Source organism: Pseudomonas cerasi (genome assembly GCF_027983475.1).
GTDB classification, from domain to species: Bacteria; Pseudomonadota; Gammaproteobacteria; order Pseudomonadales; family Pseudomonadaceae; genus Aquipseudomonas; species Aquipseudomonas cerasi.
Map to the genome: position 1 here is coordinate 651,425 of NZ_JAQJVM010000002.1, position 19,345 is coordinate 670,769.

General features: G+C 59.5%; 24 protein-coding genes. 12 read left to right on the forward strand and 12 right to left on the reverse strand.

Going from position 1 to position 19,345, the window contains the following annotated elements; all coding sequences use genetic code 11:
* Positions 1–30 precede the first annotated feature (30 nt).
* The 5 genes from PI739_RS12025 to PI739_RS12045 all read right to left on the reverse strand — a co-directional run bounded on the left by PI739_RS12025 (position 31) and on the right by PI739_RS12045 (position 4,434).
* Positions 31–1,218, reverse strand: coding sequence for a PAS domain-containing sensor histidine kinase (locus tag PI739_RS12025; RefSeq protein WP_054082155.1), 1,188 nt, complete (start codon positions 1,216–1,218; stop codon positions 31–33).
* On the reverse strand, positions 1,208–2,029 hold the full coding sequence (locus tag PI739_RS12030) for an alpha/beta fold hydrolase (RefSeq protein ID WP_054082154.1): 822 nt from the start codon (positions 2,027–2,029) through the stop codon (positions 1,208–1,210). Before PI739_RS12030 ends, PI739_RS12025 begins: the two co-directional genes overlap by 11 nt.
* 289 nt (positions 2,030–2,318) lie before the next feature.
* Entirely contained in the window at positions 2,319–2,756 is a 438-nt protein-coding gene (locus tag PI739_RS12035) for a nucleoside deaminase (RefSeq protein ID WP_044309772.1), read from the reverse strand.
* Between the two features lie 30 nt (positions 2,757–2,786).
* A complete protein-coding gene (locus tag PI739_RS12040) occupies positions 2,787–3,287 on the reverse strand; it encodes a hypothetical protein (RefSeq protein WP_003349900.1) in 501 nt (166 codons plus the stop codon).
* A gap of 133 nt (positions 3,288–3,420) precedes the next feature.
* Positions 3,421–4,434 carry an ABC transporter substrate-binding protein gene (locus tag PI739_RS12045; protein WP_003431058.1) on the reverse strand — a complete coding sequence of 338 codons (1,014 nt, stop codon included), beginning with the start codon at positions 4,432–4,434 and terminating at the stop codon, positions 3,421–3,423.
* 120 nt (positions 4,435–4,554) lie between these two features.
* Between PI739_RS12045 and PI739_RS12050 the strand changes: the two genes are divergently transcribed.
* Positions 4,555–4,965, forward strand: coding sequence for a GNAT family N-acetyltransferase (locus PI739_RS12050; RefSeq protein ID WP_003431060.1), 411 nt, complete (start codon positions 4,555–4,557; stop codon positions 4,963–4,965).
* A 24-nt stretch (positions 4,966–4,989) separates the two neighbouring features.
* Here the strand turns inward: PI739_RS12050 and def are convergent, their stop codons facing one another.
* The 3 genes from def to PI739_RS12065 all read right to left on the reverse strand — a co-directional run bounded on the left by def (position 4,990) and on the right by PI739_RS12065 (position 6,966).
* Positions 4,990–5,529, reverse strand: coding sequence for a peptide deformylase (gene def / locus PI739_RS12055; RefSeq protein WP_003363366.1), 540 nt, complete (start codon positions 5,527–5,529; stop codon positions 4,990–4,992).
* 50 nt (positions 5,530–5,579) lie between these two features.
* On the reverse strand, positions 5,580–6,548 hold the full coding sequence (locus tag PI739_RS12060) for a YihY/virulence factor BrkB family protein (RefSeq protein WP_003363368.1): 969 nt from the start codon (positions 6,546–6,548) through the stop codon (positions 5,580–5,582).
* A 226-nt stretch (positions 6,549–6,774) separates the two neighbouring features.
* Entirely contained in the window at positions 6,775–6,966 is a 192-nt protein-coding gene (locus PI739_RS12065) for a CsbD family protein (RefSeq protein WP_003363370.1), read from the reverse strand.
* Positions 6,967–7,186: 220 nt separating this feature from the next.
* On the opposite strand from PI739_RS12065, the gene PI739_RS12070 reads away from it, so the two are divergent.
* On the forward strand, positions 7,187–7,567 hold the full coding sequence (locus tag PI739_RS12070) for a hypothetical protein (RefSeq protein WP_003363371.1): 381 nt from the start codon (positions 7,187–7,189) through the stop codon (positions 7,565–7,567).
* Between the two features lie 70 nt (positions 7,568–7,637).
* Here PI739_RS12070 and PI739_RS12075 read toward each other — a convergent pair whose 3' ends face one another.
* Positions 7,638–8,039 (reverse strand): DUF2177 family protein, encoded by a 402-nt coding sequence (locus PI739_RS12075; RefSeq protein WP_054082153.1) that lies wholly within the window; start codon positions 8,037–8,039, stop codon positions 7,638–7,640.
* A 144-nt stretch (positions 8,040–8,183) separates the two neighbouring features.
* Here PI739_RS12075 and PI739_RS12080 point away from each other — a divergent pair, with 144 nt between their 5' ends.
* Positions 8,184–8,816: a DsbA family oxidoreductase gene (locus PI739_RS12080; RefSeq protein WP_024663706.1), complete on the forward strand. Its 633-nt coding sequence runs from the start codon at positions 8,184–8,186 to the stop codon at positions 8,814–8,816.
* A gap of 69 nt (positions 8,817–8,885) precedes the next feature.
* Here the strand turns inward: PI739_RS12080 and PI739_RS12085 are convergent, their stop codons facing one another.
* On the reverse strand, positions 8,886–9,722 hold the full coding sequence (locus PI739_RS12085; RefSeq protein ID WP_003314497.1) for a CvfB family protein: 837 nt from the start codon (positions 9,720–9,722) through the stop codon (positions 8,886–8,888).
* A 306-nt stretch (positions 9,723–10,028) separates the two neighbouring features.
* Between PI739_RS12085 and PI739_RS12090 the strand changes: the two genes are divergently transcribed.
* The 4 genes from PI739_RS12090 to PI739_RS12105 all read left to right on the forward strand — a co-directional run bounded on the left by PI739_RS12090 (position 10,029) and on the right by PI739_RS12105 (position 12,703).
* The gene (locus PI739_RS12090) at positions 10,029–10,217 is read left to right on the forward strand and encodes a PFL_1563 family small protein (RefSeq protein ID WP_002554403.1); all 189 of its coding nucleotides are present in this window, start codon (positions 10,029–10,031) and stop codon (positions 10,215–10,217) included.
* Between the two features lie 167 nt (positions 10,218–10,384).
* Complete coding sequence (locus tag PI739_RS12095) at positions 10,385–10,897, forward strand: hypothetical protein (protein WP_003363378.1); 513 nt, start codon at positions 10,385–10,387, stop codon at positions 10,895–10,897.
* 144 nt (positions 10,898–11,041) lie between these two features.
* A complete protein-coding gene (locus PI739_RS12100) occupies positions 11,042–11,770 on the forward strand; it encodes a TorF family putative porin (RefSeq protein ID WP_003363380.1) in 729 nt (242 codons plus the stop codon).
* 69 nt (positions 11,771–11,839) lie between these two features.
* Entirely contained in the window at positions 11,840–12,703 is an 864-nt protein-coding gene (locus PI739_RS12105; protein ID WP_003363382.1) for a DUF6279 family lipoprotein, read from the forward strand.
* A gap of 254 nt (positions 12,704–12,957) precedes the next feature.
* Here the strand turns inward: PI739_RS12105 and PI739_RS12110 are convergent, their stop codons facing one another.
* Together PI739_RS12110 and PI739_RS12115 are read right to left on the reverse strand one after the other, a co-directional pair.
* Positions 12,958–13,260, reverse strand: coding sequence for a hypothetical protein (locus PI739_RS12110; RefSeq protein WP_003349651.1), 303 nt, complete (start codon positions 13,258–13,260; stop codon positions 12,958–12,960).
* A gap of 183 nt (positions 13,261–13,443) precedes the next feature.
* A complete protein-coding gene (locus PI739_RS12115; RefSeq protein ID WP_003431067.1) occupies positions 13,444–14,781 on the reverse strand; it encodes a DEAD/DEAH box helicase in 1,338 nt (445 codons plus the stop codon).
* A gap of 288 nt (positions 14,782–15,069) precedes the next feature.
* On the opposite strand from PI739_RS12115, the gene PI739_RS12120 reads away from it, so the two are divergent.
* From PI739_RS12120 to PI739_RS12140, 5 genes are read left to right on the forward strand one after another with little or no spacing between them, the layout of a single operon-like run.
* Entirely contained in the window at positions 15,070–15,747 is a 678-nt protein-coding gene (locus tag PI739_RS12120) for a thermostable hemolysin (protein WP_054082152.1), read from the forward strand.
* Positions 15,737–17,218 (forward strand): AMP-binding protein, encoded by a 1,482-nt coding sequence (locus tag PI739_RS12125; protein ID WP_054082151.1) that lies wholly within the window; start codon positions 15,737–15,739, stop codon positions 17,216–17,218. Before PI739_RS12120 ends, PI739_RS12125 begins: the two co-directional genes overlap by 11 nt.
* The gene (locus PI739_RS12130; protein WP_054082150.1) at positions 17,215–17,904 is read left to right on the forward strand and encodes an iron-containing redox enzyme family protein; all 690 of its coding nucleotides are present in this window, start codon (positions 17,215–17,217) and stop codon (positions 17,902–17,904) included. Before PI739_RS12125 ends, PI739_RS12130 begins: the two co-directional genes overlap by 4 nt.
* Positions 17,891–18,700: an SDR family oxidoreductase gene (locus PI739_RS12135; RefSeq protein WP_054082149.1), complete on the forward strand. Its 810-nt coding sequence runs from the start codon at positions 17,891–17,893 to the stop codon at positions 18,698–18,700. The genes PI739_RS12130 and PI739_RS12135 overlap by 14 nt, the downstream gene beginning before the upstream one ends.
* Positions 18,697–19,338 carry a tetratricopeptide repeat protein gene (locus PI739_RS12140; protein WP_054082148.1) on the forward strand — a complete coding sequence of 214 codons (642 nt, stop codon included), beginning with the start codon at positions 18,697–18,699 and terminating at the stop codon, positions 19,336–19,338. Before PI739_RS12135 ends, PI739_RS12140 begins: the two co-directional genes overlap by 4 nt.
* Positions 19,339–19,345 lie beyond the last annotated feature (7 nt).

The following is a 19,345-nucleotide window of genomic DNA, read 5'->3' on the forward strand; positions in this document are numbered from 1 at the left end:
GGGTTGATCGGCAATCTGCATGAAACCTGATCAAACCTCGGATTTCGCCGGGGGACGCGGAAACGCCACCGTGAACGTCGTGCCCTCTTCAGCCGAAGAACGAACCGTCACATCGCCCAGATGGGCTCGAACGATCTCGCGCACGATAAACAGGCCGAGCCCGACTGTACGGGTCTCGTCACTGTCGCTGACCACGCGTACGACGGGCTCGTAGAGGTCGTCTACTTTTTCCATCGGTATCGGCTCACCGACGTTGTGCACCGACAGTTTGATCATCCAGGTGTCGAACGACGACGTAATCAAAACCTCACCGTCGTCGGTGCCGTAATTGATGGCATTGCTGACCAGATTGCCGAGCATCTGCAGCAGGCGGTCAGGATCAGCCGAACATGCGCCCTGCCCTTCGCTGCGATGGGTCAGCACCCGATCCGGGAAAACCTGGCGCAGCTCTTCGACGCCGCGGGCGACCACTGCGTGAAAATCGACAGGCTGAGGAACGACGGTAATGCCGCTGCCCACGCGGGCGTGAGTGAAATCCAGCAGATCGACAATCATGCGATCGGCACGGTCGGTGGAATGATTGATGTGTCCCAGAATCCGCTCCTGGCGCGACTCAAGCGATGTGCGCTCCAGCAGTCCGGCAGCCATCTTGATCGCGGCCAGCGGGTTGCGCAGGTCGTGGCTGACGATGCCAATCATCTGTTCGGCAAAAATAGCCCGGATCTCCGCCTCGGCATGCGCCAGACGCAAGCGATTGCGCGCCGAAGTCAGCTCGCTCTGCACGGTCATCTGCTGTTGCAGGAGCTCTTCAGCGATCTTGCGGGCCGCCAGCAGTTCGCGCTCGTACTTGTTGCGCTCTTCGGCCAGGAACACGGCCACTTCATGCAGATACCCCGACGGGTACTCGCGGCGTACGGCATTGAGCATCATCGGAATGGGGCGGCCATCGGCATGAATCAGCTCGACCTTGACCTCGGCAATTGAACCTTGCGACTGCAGCGTAGGCGCCCAGTGAGTCTGCAGAAAGGCCTTGCCTGCCAGGCTCAGCAGATCCTGAAAGCGGCGGCCCACAACAGCGTCGCGCTCCAGACCCAGCCATCGGCAAAACGTCAGATTGGCGCGTTCGATGGTGCCGTTGGGCAGCGTGATCAACAAACCACAGGGCGCCTGTTCATAGAGCTCTTCGGTGACGGGCAGGCTTACCTGTTCAACGGTCATGTGCGGCGCTCTCGTAAGAGGCCAGAAACTGATTCATCGCAGTAATGCATTCCTGTGCTGCGCTCATGTGCGGGTAATGCCCTACGTTGTCGATCATGTGCAGGGTGCTGTTGGCGATGACACGGTGCAGGTACTCACCCACCTCGACCGGCACCACCATATCGTCGCTGCTTTGCAGAATGAGTGTTCTGCTCTTGAGTTGCATGACATCGGCACGATGGTCGGATAAAAACGTCACGCGGGCAAACTGTCTGGCGATCTCGGCATTGGTGCGACAGAAACTGTTGGCGAGCTCTTCGCTCAGCTCAGGCTGGTCCGAGGCGCCCATGAGCGTCGGCGCGATGGTGCTGGACCATCCCAGATAATTGCTTTCCAGTGTTTCAAGCAACGAATCGACATCGGCGCGAGTGAATCCCCCCACGTAATCTGCCTCGTTGAGGTAATGCGGGGATGGGCCGATCATGATGTGGCCGTCGAAACGACCGGGTGACTGAAGCTCGGCAAGCACGGCAATCATGCAACTGACCGAGTGGCCGACATGCACAACCGGCCCCTGTGCGGCGAACTCGTTGACCACCTCCAGCAAGTCGGTTGCATAACCCTTGAGCGACGAATACTTGTGCGGATACCAGGCCGACACATCCGAATTGCCGTTGCCCACCAGATCGAACAGCACGACCTTGAAGCGCTCTGCAAAGTGCGGCGCCATAAAACGCCACATGTTCTGATCGCAGCCGAATCCATGAGCAAAAATCAGAGTGATCGGTCCGTCGCCCACAATGTTGACGTTGTTACGCTGCTGGACCGACATATCGGGCTCCGAAAATGGCCTGGTAAACGGCTGGGTATGCATACCGTGATAAAGATGGGAGGAGGTTATCACCGTTAAAGGCACATTAGTGGCACAAACCGCACTTTAAGGCAGGAGCCGGAGAAGATTAATGACGGGCAGTATTCTGATGCAAGCCTGAACGTTGAGGGTATCAGGGAGGTGTCAGGCGACGAAGAGCGTCACGAACTGCATGCCAACGCGAGCATTGGCACGATAAGCAGTTAGATTTCCGATGAGCGCGGAGCGTGGGGCTGATAAGACGCGGGATTCACTCGCCGATGTCTTCGTTCCACAGCTCGGGCTTGCTGGCGATGAAGCCCTGCATCATGTGCTTGCAATCATGGTTATCCAGCACGTCGATCTGCACGCCACGCGAGCGCAGCAGGTCTTCCTCGCCCATGAACGACTCATTCTCGCCGATGATCACTTTACGAATGCCGTAGAGCAGAATCGCACCGCTGCACATCGCACAGGGCGACAGTGTGGTGTAGAGGACCGAGTCACGGTAGACACTGGCCGGCTGGCGACCGGCATTTTCCAGTGCATCCATCTCGCCATGCTTCGTCGCACTGCCCTCTTGTACACGACGGTTGTGGCCTCGACCGATGATTTTGCCGCCGTGGACGATGACCGAGCCGATAGGGATTCCGCCCTCCTTCAGCCCGAGTTGCGCCTCATCGAATGCTGCCTGCATGAATGCGTCCATGTTTTTTGCCTCGTATCGTCAAAATAGCTGTCAGTGTTGCAGTGCTGCCTCGGCGTTGCCCAGCGCACGGCTGACAAATTGTCCCAGCAGTTCCGATGATCGGGCTTTCATATCGGTGCTGACCTGGGTGTTTCTGGCCCTGAATCTGTTCCCCAATGAAGGCGAATCCGCCCCCTGATTGAGCGAACGCAACTCCTCGGCGGTAAAGGAATGAGCATATGCGGCTGCCAGATTGCGGTCCCACTGCGCCTGATATTCCGGTTTCAGGCGCTGCAGTTCCTTCTGCACCAGTTCCTGGGCTTCAGTCTTGCCAACCGCCTGCACGATACCGGCAAACGTCGCAGTGCGCGAGGCGACCTGATACCCCAGCCAGGCGAGGCCTTCGCCCAGGTTTCGTTGTTCCACCAGCGCCAGCGCCATGTCGTCGGCCTCTTCGGCACTGGCCGGCTGCATCGCGTCCAGCGACAGACAGGCCAGCAATGCCAGGCAAGTCTGCCACGTGCCGCGCGAGCCCCGAACGTGACCAGTCATGACGCCTCCCGAGCATCGATTGACCCAGACATGAACTTATCAGCTCGGTGACGCTTTACCACTCGGCGCGTCGCATACCGGTCATCGATGCCGTTATCAGCTATGCGCCTCGTGTCATTCAGCAGGGCGTTAGTCAAAGACTGCTGCTGACCCGCTCGGCTACATCGGCAGGCAACCAGGCTTTCCAGACGTCGGGATGCTGCTTGAGAAAGCGTTCAGCCACGACCTTGGCATCCTCATGCTTGTCACTCATTTCACCCAAGGTCTTGTTCAGCAGGTCAATCGGGAAATCCACGCCTTTGAAGACACTCACCAGCTCAGGGTATTGCTTGCCGAATTCTGCCGACACGCCGATCGACAGGGTTGCCGCCAGCGAAGACGTGCCGCGCGGATTGGGGTTGCTGGCGTCGGTCAGGGTTTTCCAGGCTTCGGCATCAAAGGCTGGCTCGTCCAGTTTGATCAGCTTGTACTTGCCCAGCAACGGCGTAGGTGACCAGTAATAAAACAACACAGGCTTGCCGCGCCGGATAGCCGATGCGACCTCGGCGTCCAGTGCTGCGCCCGAGCCGGTGCGGAAGTTGACGAAACTGTCAGCCAGGCCATAAGCCTTGAGCTTCTGGGTGTTGACGATTTCCGAAGTCCAGCCGCTCGGGCTGTTGAGGAATCGGCCCTTGTCCGGCGACTCCGGGTCTTTGAAGACGTCCTTGTAGCGTGCCAGATCCGCGACAGACTTCAGGTCCGGCGCCAGCGGCTTGATACCTTTGGCGGCGTCGCCCTTGATCACGTACTCAGGCACCCACCAGCCTTCGGTCGCGCCTTTGACGATGTTGCCCAGGCCGAGCACCTTGCCTTCCTCTTCAGCCTTGACCCACACCGGGCTGCGCCCGGTCCACTCTTCGGCGATCACCTGAATGTCATTTTTCGCCAACGCGGTTTCCAGGCTGACGGTACTGCCGGGCAGGGTATCGGTCGGGTAGCCATAGCCCTTCTCGACGATGGTACGCAGGACTTCAGTAATCAGGCTGCCACTTTCCCAGGTCAGCGCGCCGAACTGGATAGGCTTGGTCTTTTCAGCCGCTGTCGCGGTCTGCCCAAGCAGGCCCAGCGCCAGAAGTGAACAGCCCAGTAGTCGTGTTATTGATTTCATGCTCACCTCAAATGGCGCGGAAGAAACGGGTCTGAAAGTATCGACACCAGCCAGCGCCGATTAGTTGTCACGGCTTGAGCCTCTGTATGATGCGAGGCCCCTGTTTAAAGCGCCGCCGCGATGTCCGAAATCCAGTTCTACCCGCTACCTGATGAATGTCGCCCGTTACTGGGCAAGTTCTACCGTGAGCACCAGTCGTCAATGCGCCCTGCCAGCAAGGGCCAGGCATGGGTTGCAAAGCGGGCAGAAATCATCGGTGCGTTGTGCCTGACACCTGTCGCAGAGGGGCATTGGCTGACCGGGCTGTTCGTGGCGCCGGCGCTGCGCGGACAAGCCGTGGCGCAGGGCCTGATCGAAGCGGCATTGCAACCGCTGAACGGGCCGGTGTGGCTGTTCTGCCATCCGGATCTGTTGGGCTTTTACCAACGCTCGGGGTTCGAGACGGCACAGCGTCTGCCACAGGCACTGGGCGAACGGTTCATGCGTTACAGCCGCAGCAAGCCGCTGGTCGCACTGTGCCGCGAAGCCTGACGGCTTCGCAACGAAACGCCACGATCACTCGTCGGCGTTGGGGTCCATGTCCGGAAACATCACGTCCATGAAGCCGAATTTGCTGAAATCGGTGATACGCGACGGGTAAAGCCGACCGATCAGGTGGTCACATTCATGCTGGACGACCCGCGCGTGAAAACCGTGGGCAACGCGCACGATGGGCTGGCCTTGAGGATCGAAGCCTTCGTAACGAATGCTCTGATAACGGTCCACCATGCCGCGCAATCCGGGCACTGACAGACACCCTTCCCAGCCCTCTTCCAGCGTCGGGCTCAGCGGGGTAATCAGCGGGTTGATGAGAATCGTCTGCGGAACCGCCTCGGCCTGGGGATAGCGCTCGTTGCGCTCGAAGCCGAAAATCACCAGCTGCAGATCGATGCCGATCTGCGGTGCCGCCAGGCCCACACCGCCGACGCTGTGCATGGTTTCGAACATGTCGGCGATCAGCGTATCGAGCTCGCTGCTGCCAAACATGTCTGCGGGCACCGGAGGGGCGATGCGCAACAGGCGCTCATCGCCCATCTTCAGGATGTTATGGATCATGACTGCCTGTCCCTCGCCGACTTAAAAGGCGATCTTGCCACAGAAAGCGATCAGGCTTCGTCCGCCTTCTGCAGCGGCACCGAATGGTCGCGGCCCAGACCGGAGACATGCTGCTTGCCTGTCTCGCTGCTTTCCTCGCCAAGGCCGTCGCCGGCTTCCTTCTCGCCTGCGTCCTTGCCTTCAGCGGACATGTGCTCGATCACCGCATTCATTTCCGCACCCAGCAACAGCACCGCCGCCGAAATATAGAAGTACAGCAACAGCACGATGATCGCGCCGATGCTGCCGTACATGGCGTTGTAGTCGGCAAAGGTCTTGACGTAAAAACCGAAGGCCAGGGAAGCGACGATCCACACCACCACGGCCAGCACCGAGCCTGGGGTGATAAAGCGAAACTCCTGTTTGACGTCGGGCATCACGTAATAGATCAACGCCACAGCGACCATCAGCAGGATAATGATCGCGGGCCAGCGCAGGATGGTCCACAGCGTCACGATGAAGTCTTCCATGCCGATCTGCGCGGCAATCCAGTTCATGACCTGCGGCCCCAGCACCATGAAGGCTGCTGCTGCCAGCAACATGCCGGCAATGCCTACGGTATAGAGAATCGACAGCGGCAAACGCTTCCAGATAGGGCGTCCTTCGACGACGTCGTACGCAGCGTTCATGGCGCTCATCATCAGGCGTACACCTGCTGACGCGGTCCACAGCGCGATGACGATACCGATCGACAGCAAGCCACCCTTGGACTGCTGCAACTGGTCGATGACCGGGTTGACCTGCTCGAGGGCCTGCGGCGGCAAGAGGAACTCCGATTGCAGTCGCAACCAGGAGAAAAAGTCCGGCAGGTGCAGAAAGCCGATCAGCGCGATCAGAAACAGCAAGAACGGAAACAGAGAAAACAGCATCTGGTAAGCCAGTGCCGATGCATAGGTGGACATCTCGTCATCGAGGAATTCGTTGACGGTTCTCACCAGCACCTTGCCGACTTTCAATTTACGCAAATGGGGGAAAATCATGGCGCTTCCTCTCGCTCCCTTACTGGAAAACCTTACATCCTGAAAACCGGCATGTCCTAGATGAAATATCGCGCTGACGGAGCCGATACGCGAATACCGATGGCACATTGACTGGACAGGCCATGAAAGGTTTCAGTCCCGCAGAGCAGAAAGCATAACGGCCATCCGTGGATGGCCGTTATCGGTAATGCCTGCTCCCGGCGCCAGGGCGCCGGAAACGATCGACTCAAGCCTTGTCCACGCCCTTCTTGATCGCGTCCTTGACTTCGCCTTTCGCCTGCTGGCCTTCGCCTTTCAGCTCTTGTACCTTGCCTTCAGCCCGCAGTTTGTCGTTGTCGGTAGCCTTGCCAACAGCCTGCTTGACGTTACCAACTGCTTCGTTGGCCATACCTTTGGCTTTATCGCTGGTGCTGCTCATCGGAAATCTCCTGGGTCTGAAGACCGCACTGGATCGGATGTCGTACTCGACAAAAGATTGACCTGTGCCGGTGGCGAAGAGTTTCAACTATTTTCCGGGCCGCTGTTGCCATTCATCTGCCGTGCATTGGGGCAGGTTTGCAGCAGAGTTTGTGCGAGAATGCGCGCCACCGTTGTCCGGCAGGGCCGACACGCTGAACACACCGATTCACAGGAACGTTATGAAACTCGATAAAAAGCTGGCCATTGCACGCAGAAACCAGGATCTGGGTGGCGCAGTGCTGGGCGTCAACAACACGCATTTCGCCGTGCTGGACCACAAACGAAACATCTGGTGGTTCGACCTGCCTGTCCCGCGCCTGCAAGTAGGTCAGTACGAGTGGCTGCACCTGCTGCTGCACACGCCTGAAACCGACCAGTTATTGCATTTGAAAGTGACCACGGTATTCATGCGCGACCACATGGAAGGCCTTGAAGTGCGCAATGCCGACAAGCGCAAACCGACCGTCAGCCTGGAACTGAGCGCCGACAAGGACTCTTTCCTCAAGGACATGCGCCCCAAGGGCAGCAACCTGAGTTTTGCCGGCTTCCTGCAGAAGTAGTGGCTGCGTTCCCGCACTGCACCGGGTGAGCGTCGCGCGCCGGCAACGCTCATTCCGGCACACCGCCGCTTCAGGCGAATCGATGTACCGCCAGATAGCCCGCCGTACCGGCCAGCGCCGACACCACCGTGCCCCATGCATGATCCACCAGCGCCAGTTGCGCAGGCCAGCCCTGCAAGGTGGCCCAGTTGGTCAGGTCATAGGTGCCGTAGGCAATCAGCCCCAGCAGACCGCTGCACAATGTCGCATGACTCAGTCGTTGCGCTCTGAGCGCAGGCATGACGCCGAAAAACACCACCCCCGCTCCGTACAGCAGATAAAACGCGATAGCAGGTCCCAAAACCGGCGTATCGAGCATCATCGGTCCAAGCCATTCACGGTAGGTCGGCCCCATCAAAACGCCCAGCCACACTCCGTCGAGGATCAGAAACGCCAGTAATGTGCCGAAGTAAGCGATCAGTATTTTTTTCATGGCGCGTCCTTGATGAAGTTCCAGGGCCGGGAAAGCCCGCTTGAGGGTATGACCGACCAAAGGTAGACATTGATCCATCCACCTTCAGGACTTTTAAAAGGTTAAGGGAGTCAGTGTTAACTAGCGTTATGGAGTTTCAAGCACATGAACACTGTTGGTCCCCTGAAAATAGATGTCTGGAGCGACTACGTCTGCCCGTTCTGCTACCTGCAACTGGCCGTCCTGGAACAGCTTCAGCAAACCTACGGTGAACGGCTCGAATTCAATTGGCATGCCTTTGAACTGCGTCCTGACCCGCTGGCACTGCTCGACCCGAGTGCCGATTACCTGCGTGAAACCTGGTCTCGGTCAGTACTGCCGATGGCCGACAGGCGTCAGGTGATGATGAAGATGCCCAGCGTTCAGCCGCGCAGCCGCAAGGTTCTGGAAGCTGCGGCGTTTGCCAGGAATGCAGGAGGTTTTGAGGCGTTTCACAAAGAGGCTTACCGGGCGTTCTTCGAAAAGGGGCTGGATATCGGCGAGACGCACACGCTGCTCGACCTCGCCACCTCCACCGGGCTGGATCGGCAAGCGATGGAACAGGCACTTAACGCCGGTCACTTCGAAAAGGACGTGATGGACGACCAGCAATTGGCGCAGAAGCTTGGGCTGAGGGCTGTGCCAGTCGTCCTGCTGCGACGCAGTGACGAGGCACTGGAAGACGCCCGGGTATTCAACGGCACCTTGCCGTTCGATCGCTTGAGCCAGGAAATAGACGCGCTCGCCACCTGGGCTTGAGGTGCCGCGAGCTGCGTCGATTGCAGCTCACATCGATGACCTCACGTGCACCCAGGCTGCGATGCCGTATCAGACCAACTCGATACGGTCGGCGTGAATCACGATCTGGCCCTGCTTGTACAACGCACCAATGGCCTTTTTGAAGTTGCCCTTGCTGACGCCAAACAGACCGCTGATGACCTGCGGATCACTTTTATCGCTGACCGGCAGCGTGCCGTCGTTCTCGCGCAACTTGGCGAGAATCTTCGAATTCAGGCTGCTGGCAGCCTCTGCACCGACGGGCTGCAGGCTCAGGCTGATATTGCCGTCGCTGCGGATTTCCTTGATGTAGCCCTTTTCCTGCTTGCCGGCGCGCATGAACTTGAACACTTCGTTCTTGTGAATCAGGCCCCAGTGCTTGTTGTTGATGATCGCCTTGAAGCCCATGTCGGTGGCTTCAGCCACCAGCAGATCGACTTCCTGCCCCACGCTGTAGTTGGCGGGGGTCTTGTCCAGGTAGCGGTCCAGACGCGCAGTGGCGGTAATACGCCGCGTGTGCTTGTCGAGGTAGACGTGAACCACGCAGTAATCACCGGCCTGCAAGGTGCGCTTCTCTTCGGAGTACGGCAGCAACAGGTCCTTGGGCAGGCCCCAGTCGAGGAACACACCGATGCTGTTGACTTCAACCACCTTCAGGCTGGCGAACTCACCGACCTGCACCTTGGGTTTTTCAGTGGTGGCGAGCAGCTTGTCTTCGCTGTCCAGATAGACGAACACATTGAGCCAGTCTTCATCTTCCGTAGGAACGTCCTTGGGGATGTACCGATTGGGCAGAAGGATTTCACCGTCCTGCGCGCCGTCCAGATACAGACCGAAGTTCGTGTGCTTGACGATTTGCAAGCTGTTGTAGCGCCCGATTAAAGCCATTTCCAGATACCCTCATTACGTGGGCGGCATTCTACCCGACTTTGAGTCCGGGTTCGCGTTGCGTGGCAGAAGGTGTCGGCACAGCCTCCACTCGTCAGTTTCCCGGATGCTCAGCGGCCTTCCCTGATGCGCAGCGGCGCAGCCTCTCATCGAAATTTTATACCTGAAAACAGTCGGTTAGCGCTGTGTCAGACAAATCCACCAAGCCGACGAGTACAGGCTCGGCTCAGGCGATTGCCACATTCACCAAGCAATAATCAAGCGTTTCCTGTACTCTGGCTGGCCGTATTACGTTTATGAAGGTAAATGGCAGCCATGCGTATCAAAGCATCCCACTCGAAAGCCAAACCCGCCCCAGCCGTTGAAACGAGCGACTCGATCAACGCGCAGATTGCAGCTTTCCTGAAGTCCGGCGGTGAAATCCAGCAAATTGCCAAAGGCGTGAGTGGCCAGACCTTCGCACCGTCCAAGCAGATCAATCTCGGTAAAAAGTAAAACCGCGCTCTGCCTGTCGATCTCTATGCGCCTTGACGCTCAAGGCGCTAGATTGACCATCCTTCGCTGGATATTCTTCCGGTCACGCTGCTACTCTCTCCTCTGATATCACTATGACCACGAGCTGGATCACGCTCTGGACGTTATCTTCTTTGTGGAATGCTCGAATGAAGAACTGGATGCTTTTCGGTGCACTTGTCTACCTTGGCGGCTGCGCGTCGCACCACTGCGAAAACGGCCCCAACGACAGTCAGCTCACCGACAGCCCTTGCCGGGCGGAGCACCTGCTCTATCAAAACGACATGCTGCAGGCCAAACTGCTGATCAGCGAAGACAACCGCGAAAACTATGAGCTGGCCGAAGCCATGCTGCGTCGTGCCGCACTTGACGACGCGTCGGGCGAAGCCGAGTTCTATCAGGCCGTGTTGCTGATTCGCCAGCAGGCCGACCAAAAGCAGATCATCGATTTGCTGCAAACCGCTGCTAAACACAAGCATCCGTTGGCCATTGCCCTGCTCTCCCAGCAACTGAGTGTCAGCGACCCAAAACTTGCTGAACGTTACCAGGCCGAATACGCCCAACTGGACGTCGCCAAGAGCGGCTACCCGTCGTTCGAGCAGGCGCTGGTGGTGATTCGCGGGCTGATCATTCCGTCTGCACGCACCACTGCGGCCAACTGACACACAACGGATCGACGAACGGTCCGCCCTCAGCTGATTTCGACGGTATGCTTGCGAGGCTCTAGCTCGCGGCTTGTGTCGGCTCCTGAGCCATTTTCGATACGCCATCCCTGACCACACTCCTCGCAGATCAAGGAGTGAGCCATGCTCAGCCATCGCTTACATGTGCTGTCTTTCAGCGCCATGCTTGTTTGTCAGTCCGTCTCTGCCCAGGTTCTGGAGCGGGATCTGGGCGATTTCGACCTGAAACTCGCCACCACGCCTACGCGCAGCATGGCCCAGGGTCTGGTGACGCCCACCGGCGGTTCCGGCTCCTTTCATGGCGGCCTGGACCTGACCCACGAGAGCGGTTTCTATTTCGGACAATGGGCGCCCGACATGGGCCTGACCTCCGATACCGGGATGGAGCTTGATTCCTACATGGGCTTCAAGAAGCCGTTCGATAACACCCTTGGCTACGAGCTGGGGATGATTCGTTACAGTTACCCCGACACCAGCCAGATCGACAGCCACGAGTTCTATGCCGGTCTGCGCATGCTCAACAGCCGCATCGGCGCGGCCTTCAGCAACGATGTCGGCAGCCGCGACAGCACGGTATTCGTTGATCTGGGTGCCATCGAGCAACTGGGGGTCGGAGTGCGCATGCAGTACGCCAATCACCAGTTCGATACCCCGCAGTCCTCAGCCGACGGCGGATTGATCAACGGCTTCAACGACTGGTCGCTGAACCTGTCACGCCCCTGGCTGGGCATCGACATGAACCTCATCTACAGTGGCTCAAGCCTGAGCGGCGGCGATTGCAGCGTCTACAGCGGCCACAACGCGCGCTGTGAAGGGACGTTCACGCTCAAAGCGGTGCGTTCATTCTTTTAAAGGCCCAAACCGGTTGAACTGCCAGACGCTACACTCCTCTACTGCACGTCAGTACGCCAAGGAGATGTCATGCAGTCTTTATTCAAAGCATTCGTCACGCTGTTGATGACCGTTGCACTGCTCGCAGGATGCAATCAGGTAGGACTGGCGTATCGCAACCTCGACGTGATCATTCCGTGGACGCTCAGCGACTACCTGGACATGAATTCGGAACAGAAAAGCTGGCTGGACGTGCGCCTCAAACAGCATTTGAGCTGGCACTGCAGCACCCAGCTGCCGGAATACCTGACCTGGCTGGACAAGCTTGAAGACATGGTCAAGACCGACCAGGTGACTTACGAAGGGCTGCAAGCCCGTACCAGCGAAGCCAAAGAGGCGATCGCCAAGATCTCGAAGGAAATCACCCCGTCTGCCGTGGAGTTGCTGTCGCGCTTTGACGACAAGCAAGTGCAGGAGATGCAGGAGTCGTTCGCCAAGGACCAGCGCAAGCGCGAAAACAAGTACCTCGACCAGCCACTGGAGCGCCAGATTGCAGAGCGTGCCGACCGGATGGAAAAACGCGTGACACCGTGGGTCGGCAAGCTCAATCAGGCGCAGAAGGACCGCATTCAGGTATGGTCTGCATCACTGGGCGAGCAGAACAAGGCGTGGATTGAAAACCGTACGCGCTGGCAGAACCTGTTCCTGGCCACGGTCCAGCAGCGTCAGGCCAGTGACTTCCCGCAACGCATCGCCGCGCTGCTGCAGGACCGCGAGACGTTCTGGACCCCTGAATACCGCAAGGCCTACGACCAGACCGAGAAGGCCGCGATATCGCTGATCGTCGACATCACCGCCCTGAGCACCCCGGAACAGCGCGCCAAACTGCTGAGCCGCATCGCCGACATGCGCAAGGACTTCACCGACCTGGATTGCCTGAAGTCGCAGAAGTAGTCCGCTAGCCCTATCACCATGACTATCGTGCCCATGCTCTGAAGTGGGCATGCCGTTCCGGACGCTCTGCGTTCTGCCTTGAGTGCGCGGCGCAGGATCGTGACGCAGAGCGTCACCCAATGCATTCCCACGCTGGAGCGTGAGGAACGATGGTCATTTCAGCACAACGATGACTATCGTACCCATGCTCTGCGTGGGTATGCCGTTCCGGACGCTCTGCGTCCTCAGAATCGGCATGTGCAGTGTCAGCGGTTTCAGGCGATCTGCGGCTTTTTGGCGATGGTGTCGAAGAGCGCGGGGTCAAGGGGGTCGCCGGCCTGCTCATTGAGCACCTGACGGGGGTGATCATTCCCCGGAATGCTGCTGTCGATCAAAGCCAGCAGACTTGCGCCGCGCTTTGTCAGCATGTACGTCGAGCCATCTCCGCCTTCCTCGCGAGGACGCGGTTCGATGTAGCTGCGATTCAGCAGTGTCTCGAATTCAGTGGATGTCGATGGGGTGCCGTTGTTCTGCACATCGTGCAACAAACGCTCGATAAGGTCCCAGTTATAAGTCATTTTTCTAAACCTCCGTCCAGCATGGAATGATCACCCATGACCTCCAGCCACGGGCATGTGACTCAAGGGTGTGACCCGCGAGGTGTGTGACGGTTCAGAGAAGCTGGCGGACGGTGTGACGAGGCGTTGTCAGTACTGCAAAGAGGTCGATCGCTCCCGAATGCTCGGGAGCGATCACGGCAATCACTCGGCAGCCGGGGCCGGAGTGCTGCGTTTTTTCAGCGGGGCCATGCCGTCCTGGCTGACCAGGTCGGACTTGGGACGGTTGACTGTCTTGCGTTTGGTCGGCCCTTTGGCCGCGACCTTCTTCTTGTCGCCCTTCGCGTCGGTCTTTTTCTTCTTGACGCCTACTGCCTTGCCGGAGGCCTTGACCTTCTTCGGCCCGCCGTAGGTGCCTTTGACTTCCTTGATGACGCGACGCTCGAAGCTCTGCTTGAGGTAGCGCTCCACGCTCGACATCAGGTTCCAGTCGCCATGACAGATCAACGAGATCGCCAGACCGTCGCTGCCTGCGCGACCGGTACGCCCGACGCGGTGGACGTAGTCATCGCCGCTGCGTGGCATGTCGAAGTTGATCACCATGTCCAGACCTTCGACATCAAGGCCGCGAGCCGCCACATCGGTGGCGACCATGACTTTCGCGCCGCCTTGCTTGAGACGGTCGATGGCCGCCTTGCGGTCCTTCTGGTCCTTGTCGCCGTGCAGCACGAACGCCTTGTATTCCAGCGCCACCAGACGGCCATACAGACGGTCGGCCATAGCCTTGGTATTGGTGAAGATAATGGCTTTCTGGTAAGTCTCGTTGGCCAGCAGCCAGTTGAGGACCTGCTCTTTGTGCACATTGTGGTCGGCAGTGATGATCTGGTGGCGTGTGCCGGAAGCCAGTTCGCTGACGCTGTTCACTTGCAGGTGCTGTGGATCCTTGAGCACCTTGCCGATCATTTCCCGCAGGCCAGCGCCGCCGGTGGTCGCCGAGAACAGCATGGTCTGCTCACGACCGGCACATTCGCCGGCCAGACGCTCGACGTCTTCGGAGAAGCCCATGTCCAGCATGCGGTCGGCTTCGTCCAGTACCAGCACTTCAACGTGCTTGAGGTCCAGATTGCCTGCGTTCAACTGCTCCAGCAGACGCCCCGGCGTGCCGATCAGAATGTCCGGCACCTTGCGCAGCATCGCGGCCTGAACCTTGAAGTCCTCGCCACCGGTGATCAAACCGGCCTTGACGAATGTGAACTGCGAGAAGCGCTCGACTTCCTTGAGCGTCTGCTGAGCCAGCTCACGGGTCGGCAGCAGGATCACCGCACGGATGTCGACGCGAACCTTGGCCGGGCCGATCAGACGGTTGAGGATCGGCAGCACAAATGCGGCGGTCTTGCCGCTACCGGTTTGCGCAGTCACCCGCAGGTCGCGCCCTTGCAGTGCGAGCGGAATGGCGGCCGCCTGCACGGGCGTAGGCTCGACAAATTTAAGCTCGGCCACAGCTTTGAGCAGGCGTTCGTGCAGGGCGAATTCGGAAAACACGGGTGCTACCTCGACGAAAAACAAAAATACAGCCGCATAGCGTAACGGTTTCGAGCGCCGGGGCCGAGTTTCTTTACCAACAAAGGCCGATTTTGTTTACCAACGGGCGCATAAAGGCCATTCGCAAGTTTGCCGGGCAACGCCGCAAACCCGCGCCTCGACCCTCTCTTCCCCCCCTCTTGCGCGCAAAAAACCGAAGGTCGTGATTTCTTTTTCTACCTTCAGATTCGGTTAAGAAAGCGCTTCGATACTCCACCCTACTCGCTGACCGGGGGAGGAGCCTCGCCAATGCCTGATATCGATTCGAACATTCGTCTACCGCTGAGTTTTGGCAATGCCGGGGCCCCCACCCTGACCCTCTTCCGCGCCTTGGCGCATGAACAGCCGCGTGAGCCTCTGGAACGGTTCGTTCAGCAACAATTTCGCAAGGCCCACAACGCCGACGTCAGGCAATTCATGCCGGAGCTTTTCGGGCTTCAGGACGGCAGCGGCGCGCTGTGTGCGGTTGCCGGCATTCGTCACGCCAGCGCCGGCACATTGTTTCTGGAGAACTATCTGGATGCGCCCATCGAACAACAGGTCAACGCTGCAGCAGGGCGACTGATCGAGCGCCAGGGCATTGTCGAAGTCGGCAACCTGGCGGCCAGCAGTCTGGGCAGCGCCCGGCTGAGCATCATCACAGTGACCTGGTTGCTGGCGATGGGCGGTTTCGAATGGGTCGCCTTTACCGGCAATGCGGCGCTGGTCAACAGCTTCAATCGTCTGGGCCTCAATCCGGTCACGCTGTGCACTGCCGATCCGGCACGCCTGGGTGAAGAACGTCACACCTGGGGCTCGTATTACGACTCACGGCCCAGCGTGCATGTCGGCGACATCCGTGCCGGTTTTCTGCACCTGAGCAGCATGGGCATCTTCGAGCGCTTTGGACTGCCACAGACACTGGAGCCTGATAGCCATGTCGCATGAACGTGAAGCCTTTTGGCAAAAACTGCAGACGCTGGCCGATGAGCAGCCCCGGGCCATCGCCCTGCAAGGCGAAGACCGGACGCTGGATTACACCGCACTGATCGAAGAGGTTACGCAGCGCCGCGAACAATTGCGCGTCGCCAATGCGCGGATCGTGGCGCTGCTGCTGGACAACAGCCCCGACGCCCTGCTCTGGGACCTGGCCGTGCTGTTCGAAGGCCTGAGCTGCGTGGCGCTGCCGCCGTTCTTCAGCGCCGCTCAACGACAACACTGCCTGGAACGAAGCCAGGCGGACACGGTGATTACCGGATCGATCTTCGCCCAAGAGCTGCAGGCCTCTGATTACAGGCAACACGGCGCACTCTGGCAACGCCGCGCTGCCGAGCAACCGTACATGCCGGCGGGCACCGCCAAACTGACCTTCACGTCGGGCACTACGGGCACCCCCAAGGGCGTGTGCCTGAGCGCCGACAGCATCCTCAGGGTAGCTCGCGGGCTTCATGAAGCCAGTCAGTCGGTACACCCCGTACATCATCTGAGCCTGTTGCCGCTGGCGATCCTGCTGGAAAACATTGGCTGCTACGCGGCCTTGTATGCCGGCGCACGCATCAGCCTGCCTAGCCAGCAGGACCTGGGTATCCAGGGTGCCAGTGGCGTCGATGCGTCGCGTCTGCTGATGTTTTTACAGCAGCGCCGCCCGGACAGCATGATTCTGGTTCCGCAATTGTTGCTGCTGCTGGTGACGGCCTGCGAAGCGGGCGCGTTCGATGCGTCGATGCTGAGCTTCGCCGCAGTCGGTGGCGCACGCGTCAGCCTTGATCTGCTGTCACGCGCTCAAGCGGCAGGCCTGCCGGTCTTCGAGGGCTATGGTCTGTCGGAGTGCGCCTCGGTCATCACCCTCAATCGACCGGACGCCCAGCGTGCCGGCAGTGTCGGTCGCCCACTGCCGCACATTTGGCTAAGGCTTGCGGCTGACGGCGAAGTGCTGGTGGCCGGCAGCCCGATGCTCGGCTATCTGGGCGACACGACACCCACACCGGCCTGGTGGCCTACCGGCGATCTGGGTGAGCTCGATGCTGACGGCTACCTGTACTTGAAAGGCCGCAAGAAACATCAGTTCGTGACCAGCTTCGGACGCAACGTCAATCCGGAATGGATCGAAGCCGAACTGACCCAGAACCTCTGCATCGCCCAGGCGTTCGTGTATGGCGAGGCTCTGCCGTCCAATCACGCCCTGCTCTGGCCATCGCGCCCCGGCACCACTGACCTGCAGATCGAAGAAGCCGTCAACAGGGCCAATCAGGCGCTGCCCGACTACGCCCGCGTCACGAGCTGGACCCGTCTCGACGAGCCTTTCAGCCCGGCAAACGGCTTGTCCACCGCGAATGGCCGGCCTCGCCGCGAGGCCATTCTTGAACGCTACCAAACCCTTTTCACGCCCTCCAACCTGACCCAAGGTGCCTTGTCATGAGCTTTTTTCAGACCCTGCAGGATGCGACCCAGGAACAACGCGAAACCCTGTTCAACCTGTCGATCATCCGCCAGGCAATGGCCGGCCAGGTCAGCCTGGAAAGTTACCGGGCGTTTCTGACTCAGGCCTACTACCACGTGCGCCATACCGTGCCGTTGATGATGGCTTGCGGCGCGAGGCTGCCGTCGCGCATGGAATGGCTGCGCGCGGCCGTCTGTGAGTACATCGAGGACGAATACGGGCATGAAAAGTGGGTACTCAACGACCTGCGTGCCTGCGGCGGTCAGGCTGACGCCGTGGAAAACGGCCAACCCGGCGCACCTATCGAACTGATGGTCGCCTACCTGTACGACCTGATCGCACGTGGCAACCCGGTGGGCCTGTTCGGCATGGTCAATGTGCTGGAAGGCACCAGCATTGCCCTGGCTACGCACGCAGCAGACAGCATGCGCAAAGGGCTCGGCCTTGGGCCAGAAGCGTTCAGTTACCTGAGCTCTCACGGCAGCCTGGACATCGGCCACATGGAAACCTTCCGAAAACTGATGGACAAGGTCGACGATCCGGACGACCAACAAGCCGTGATTCATGCGTCGCGCATGGTTTACCGCCTGTACACAGAGATGTTTCGCGAGTTGCCGGGCGCTGCGCTGACCGTGCACAAGGGGTCCGATCATGCGGCTGCCTGACGCGCACGTCGTTCTCACCGGTGCCAGCGGCGGCATCGGTCTGGCAATCGCCCAGGCACTGTGCAGCCAGGGCGCCAAGGTGCTGGCGGTGTCGCGGCACGTGCATCCGCTGCGTCAGTTGCTCGAGCTCTACCCGGCCAACCTGCACTGGGTCGAGGCGGACCTGTGCACGGCGCAAGGTCGTCAGCAAGTAGTCCGTGCGGTTGGCGCCGTGCCTGGCGTCAACCTGCTGATCAATGCGGCGGGCACCAACCATTTCGCGATGCTCGAGCAGCTGTCAGCCAGCGACATCGATTCCATGCTGACCCTCAACGTGCATGCACCGATCCTGTTGACCAGCCTGATGCTGCCGGTGCTCAAGCAGGCCAGCGAAGCCATGGTGGTCAACGTCGGTTCTACCTACGGCTCCATCGGCCATGCCGGGTATGCCACCTACTGCGCCAGCAAGTTTGCGTTGCGAGGGTTTTCCGAAGCGCTGCGTCGCGAGTTGGCCGACACCCGGGTGGGCGTACTGTACGTCGCCCCGCGTGCCACCCGGACCAGCATGAACAGCGCCGCAGCACAGGCCCTGAACGACGCGCTGAGCTCGGCAGTCGACGACCCGCAAGACGTTGCCCAAGCGGTGCTCCAAGCCATTGCAGGTAACCGCAGAGAGCTTTACCTGGGGTGGCCGGAGCGTTTTTTCGTCAGGCTCAACAGCCTGTTGCCGACCCTCGTGGACCGCGGCCTGCGCAAGCATCTCCCGTTGATCCGCCACCACAGTTCACCCATTGCGCAAGAGAAGCACATACCATGAAAAGAATCGCTTTCGTCGTCATGAGCCTGATCAGCCTGCCGCTCTGGGCACTCGATGCACCCGACCAGCAACGTCTGGCCGGTATCCAGAAAGAATGGGCGCATATTCAGTACGGCCTGCCCGAGAAGCAGCGTGTCGACGCATTCGAGAAGCTGGCCACGCAAACCACGGCCTTCACTCAGGATCGTCCCGACGCAGCAGAAGCGTGGATCTGGTCGGGTATCGTCACCAGTAGTTGGGCCGGGGCACAAGGCGGCCTTGGCGCGCTGGGCAAAGCCAAACAGGCAAAGGCCGACCTGGAAAAGGCCATGACCCTCGACGCCAATGCCTTGCAAGGCTCGGCCTACACCAGCCTGGCAGCGCTGTATGACAAAGTCCCCGGCTGGCCGATAGGCTTCGGCGACTCGGCCAAGGCCGGGCAATTGCTGGAGCAGGCGTTGAAAATCAACCCGAACGGCATAGATACGCTATTTTTCTCGGCGCAACATCAGTTCGATCAAGGCAACTATGCTCAAGCACAGCAAGCCCTGAACAAGGCGTTGCAGGCAACCCCCCGTCCGGGCCGTGAAGAGGCCGACGCCGGGCGCAGGAAAGACATTCAGTCGCTGCTCGCCAGCGTGAACAAGAAGCTCAACTGACGGAGAG

Coding starts and splice junctions, on each gene's coding strand:
- PI739_RS12025 (WP_054082155.1), bottom strand. CDS start 1,218: ATGACCGTTGAACAGGTAAGCCTGCCCGTCACCGAAGAGCTCTATGAA.
- PI739_RS12030 (WP_054082154.1), bottom strand. CDS start 2,029: ATGTCGGTCCAGCAGCGTAACAACGTCAACATTGTGGGCGACGGACCG.
- PI739_RS12035 (WP_044309772.1), bottom strand. CDS start 2,756: ATGGACGCATTCATGCAGGCAGCATTCGATGAGGCGCAACTCGGGCTG.
- PI739_RS12040 (WP_003349900.1), bottom strand. CDS start 3,287: ATGACTGGTCACGTTCGGGGCTCGCGCGGCACGTGGCAGACTTGCCTG.
- PI739_RS12045 (WP_003431058.1), bottom strand. CDS start 4,434: ATGAAATCAATAACACGACTACTGGGCTGTTCACTTCTGGCGCTGGGC.
- PI739_RS12050 (WP_003431060.1), top strand. CDS start 4,555: ATGTCCGAAATCCAGTTCTACCCGCTACCTGATGAATGTCGCCCGTTA.
- def (WP_003363366.1), bottom strand. CDS start 5,529: ATGATCCATAACATCCTGAAGATGGGCGATGAGCGCCTGTTGCGCATC.
- PI739_RS12060 (WP_003363368.1), bottom strand. CDS start 6,548: ATGATTTTCCCCCATTTGCGTAAATTGAAAGTCGGCAAGGTGCTGGTG.
- PI739_RS12065 (WP_003363370.1), bottom strand. CDS start 6,966: ATGAGCAGCACCAGCGATAAAGCCAAAGGTATGGCCAACGAAGCAGTT.
- PI739_RS12070 (WP_003363371.1), top strand. CDS start 7,187: ATGAAACTCGATAAAAAGCTGGCCATTGCACGCAGAAACCAGGATCTG.
- PI739_RS12075 (WP_054082153.1), bottom strand. CDS start 8,039: ATGAAAAAAATACTGATCGCTTACTTCGGCACATTACTGGCGTTTCTG.
- PI739_RS12080 (WP_024663706.1), top strand. CDS start 8,184: ATGAACACTGTTGGTCCCCTGAAAATAGATGTCTGGAGCGACTACGTC.
- PI739_RS12085 (WP_003314497.1), bottom strand. CDS start 9,722: ATGGCTTTAATCGGGCGCTACAACAGCTTGCAAATCGTCAAGCACACG.
- PI739_RS12090 (WP_002554403.1), top strand. CDS start 10,029: ATGGCAGCCATGCGTATCAAAGCATCCCACTCGAAAGCCAAACCCGCC.
- PI739_RS12095 (WP_003363378.1), top strand. CDS start 10,385: ATGAAGAACTGGATGCTTTTCGGTGCACTTGTCTACCTTGGCGGCTGC.
- PI739_RS12100 (WP_003363380.1), top strand. CDS start 11,042: ATGCTCAGCCATCGCTTACATGTGCTGTCTTTCAGCGCCATGCTTGTT.
- PI739_RS12105 (WP_003363382.1), top strand. CDS start 11,840: ATGCAGTCTTTATTCAAAGCATTCGTCACGCTGTTGATGACCGTTGCA.
- PI739_RS12110 (WP_003349651.1), bottom strand. CDS start 13,260: ATGACTTATAACTGGGACCTTATCGAGCGTTTGTTGCACGATGTGCAG.
- PI739_RS12120 (WP_054082152.1), top strand. CDS start 15,070: ATGCCTGATATCGATTCGAACATTCGTCTACCGCTGAGTTTTGGCAAT.
- PI739_RS12125 (WP_054082151.1), top strand. CDS start 15,737: ATGTCGCATGAACGTGAAGCCTTTTGGCAAAAACTGCAGACGCTGGCC.
- PI739_RS12130 (WP_054082150.1), top strand. CDS start 17,215: ATGAGCTTTTTTCAGACCCTGCAGGATGCGACCCAGGAACAACGCGAA.
- PI739_RS12135 (WP_054082149.1), top strand. CDS start 17,891: ATGCGGCTGCCTGACGCGCACGTCGTTCTCACCGGTGCCAGCGGCGGC.
- PI739_RS12140 (WP_054082148.1), top strand. CDS start 18,697: ATGAAAAGAATCGCTTTCGTCGTCATGAGCCTGATCAGCCTGCCGCTC.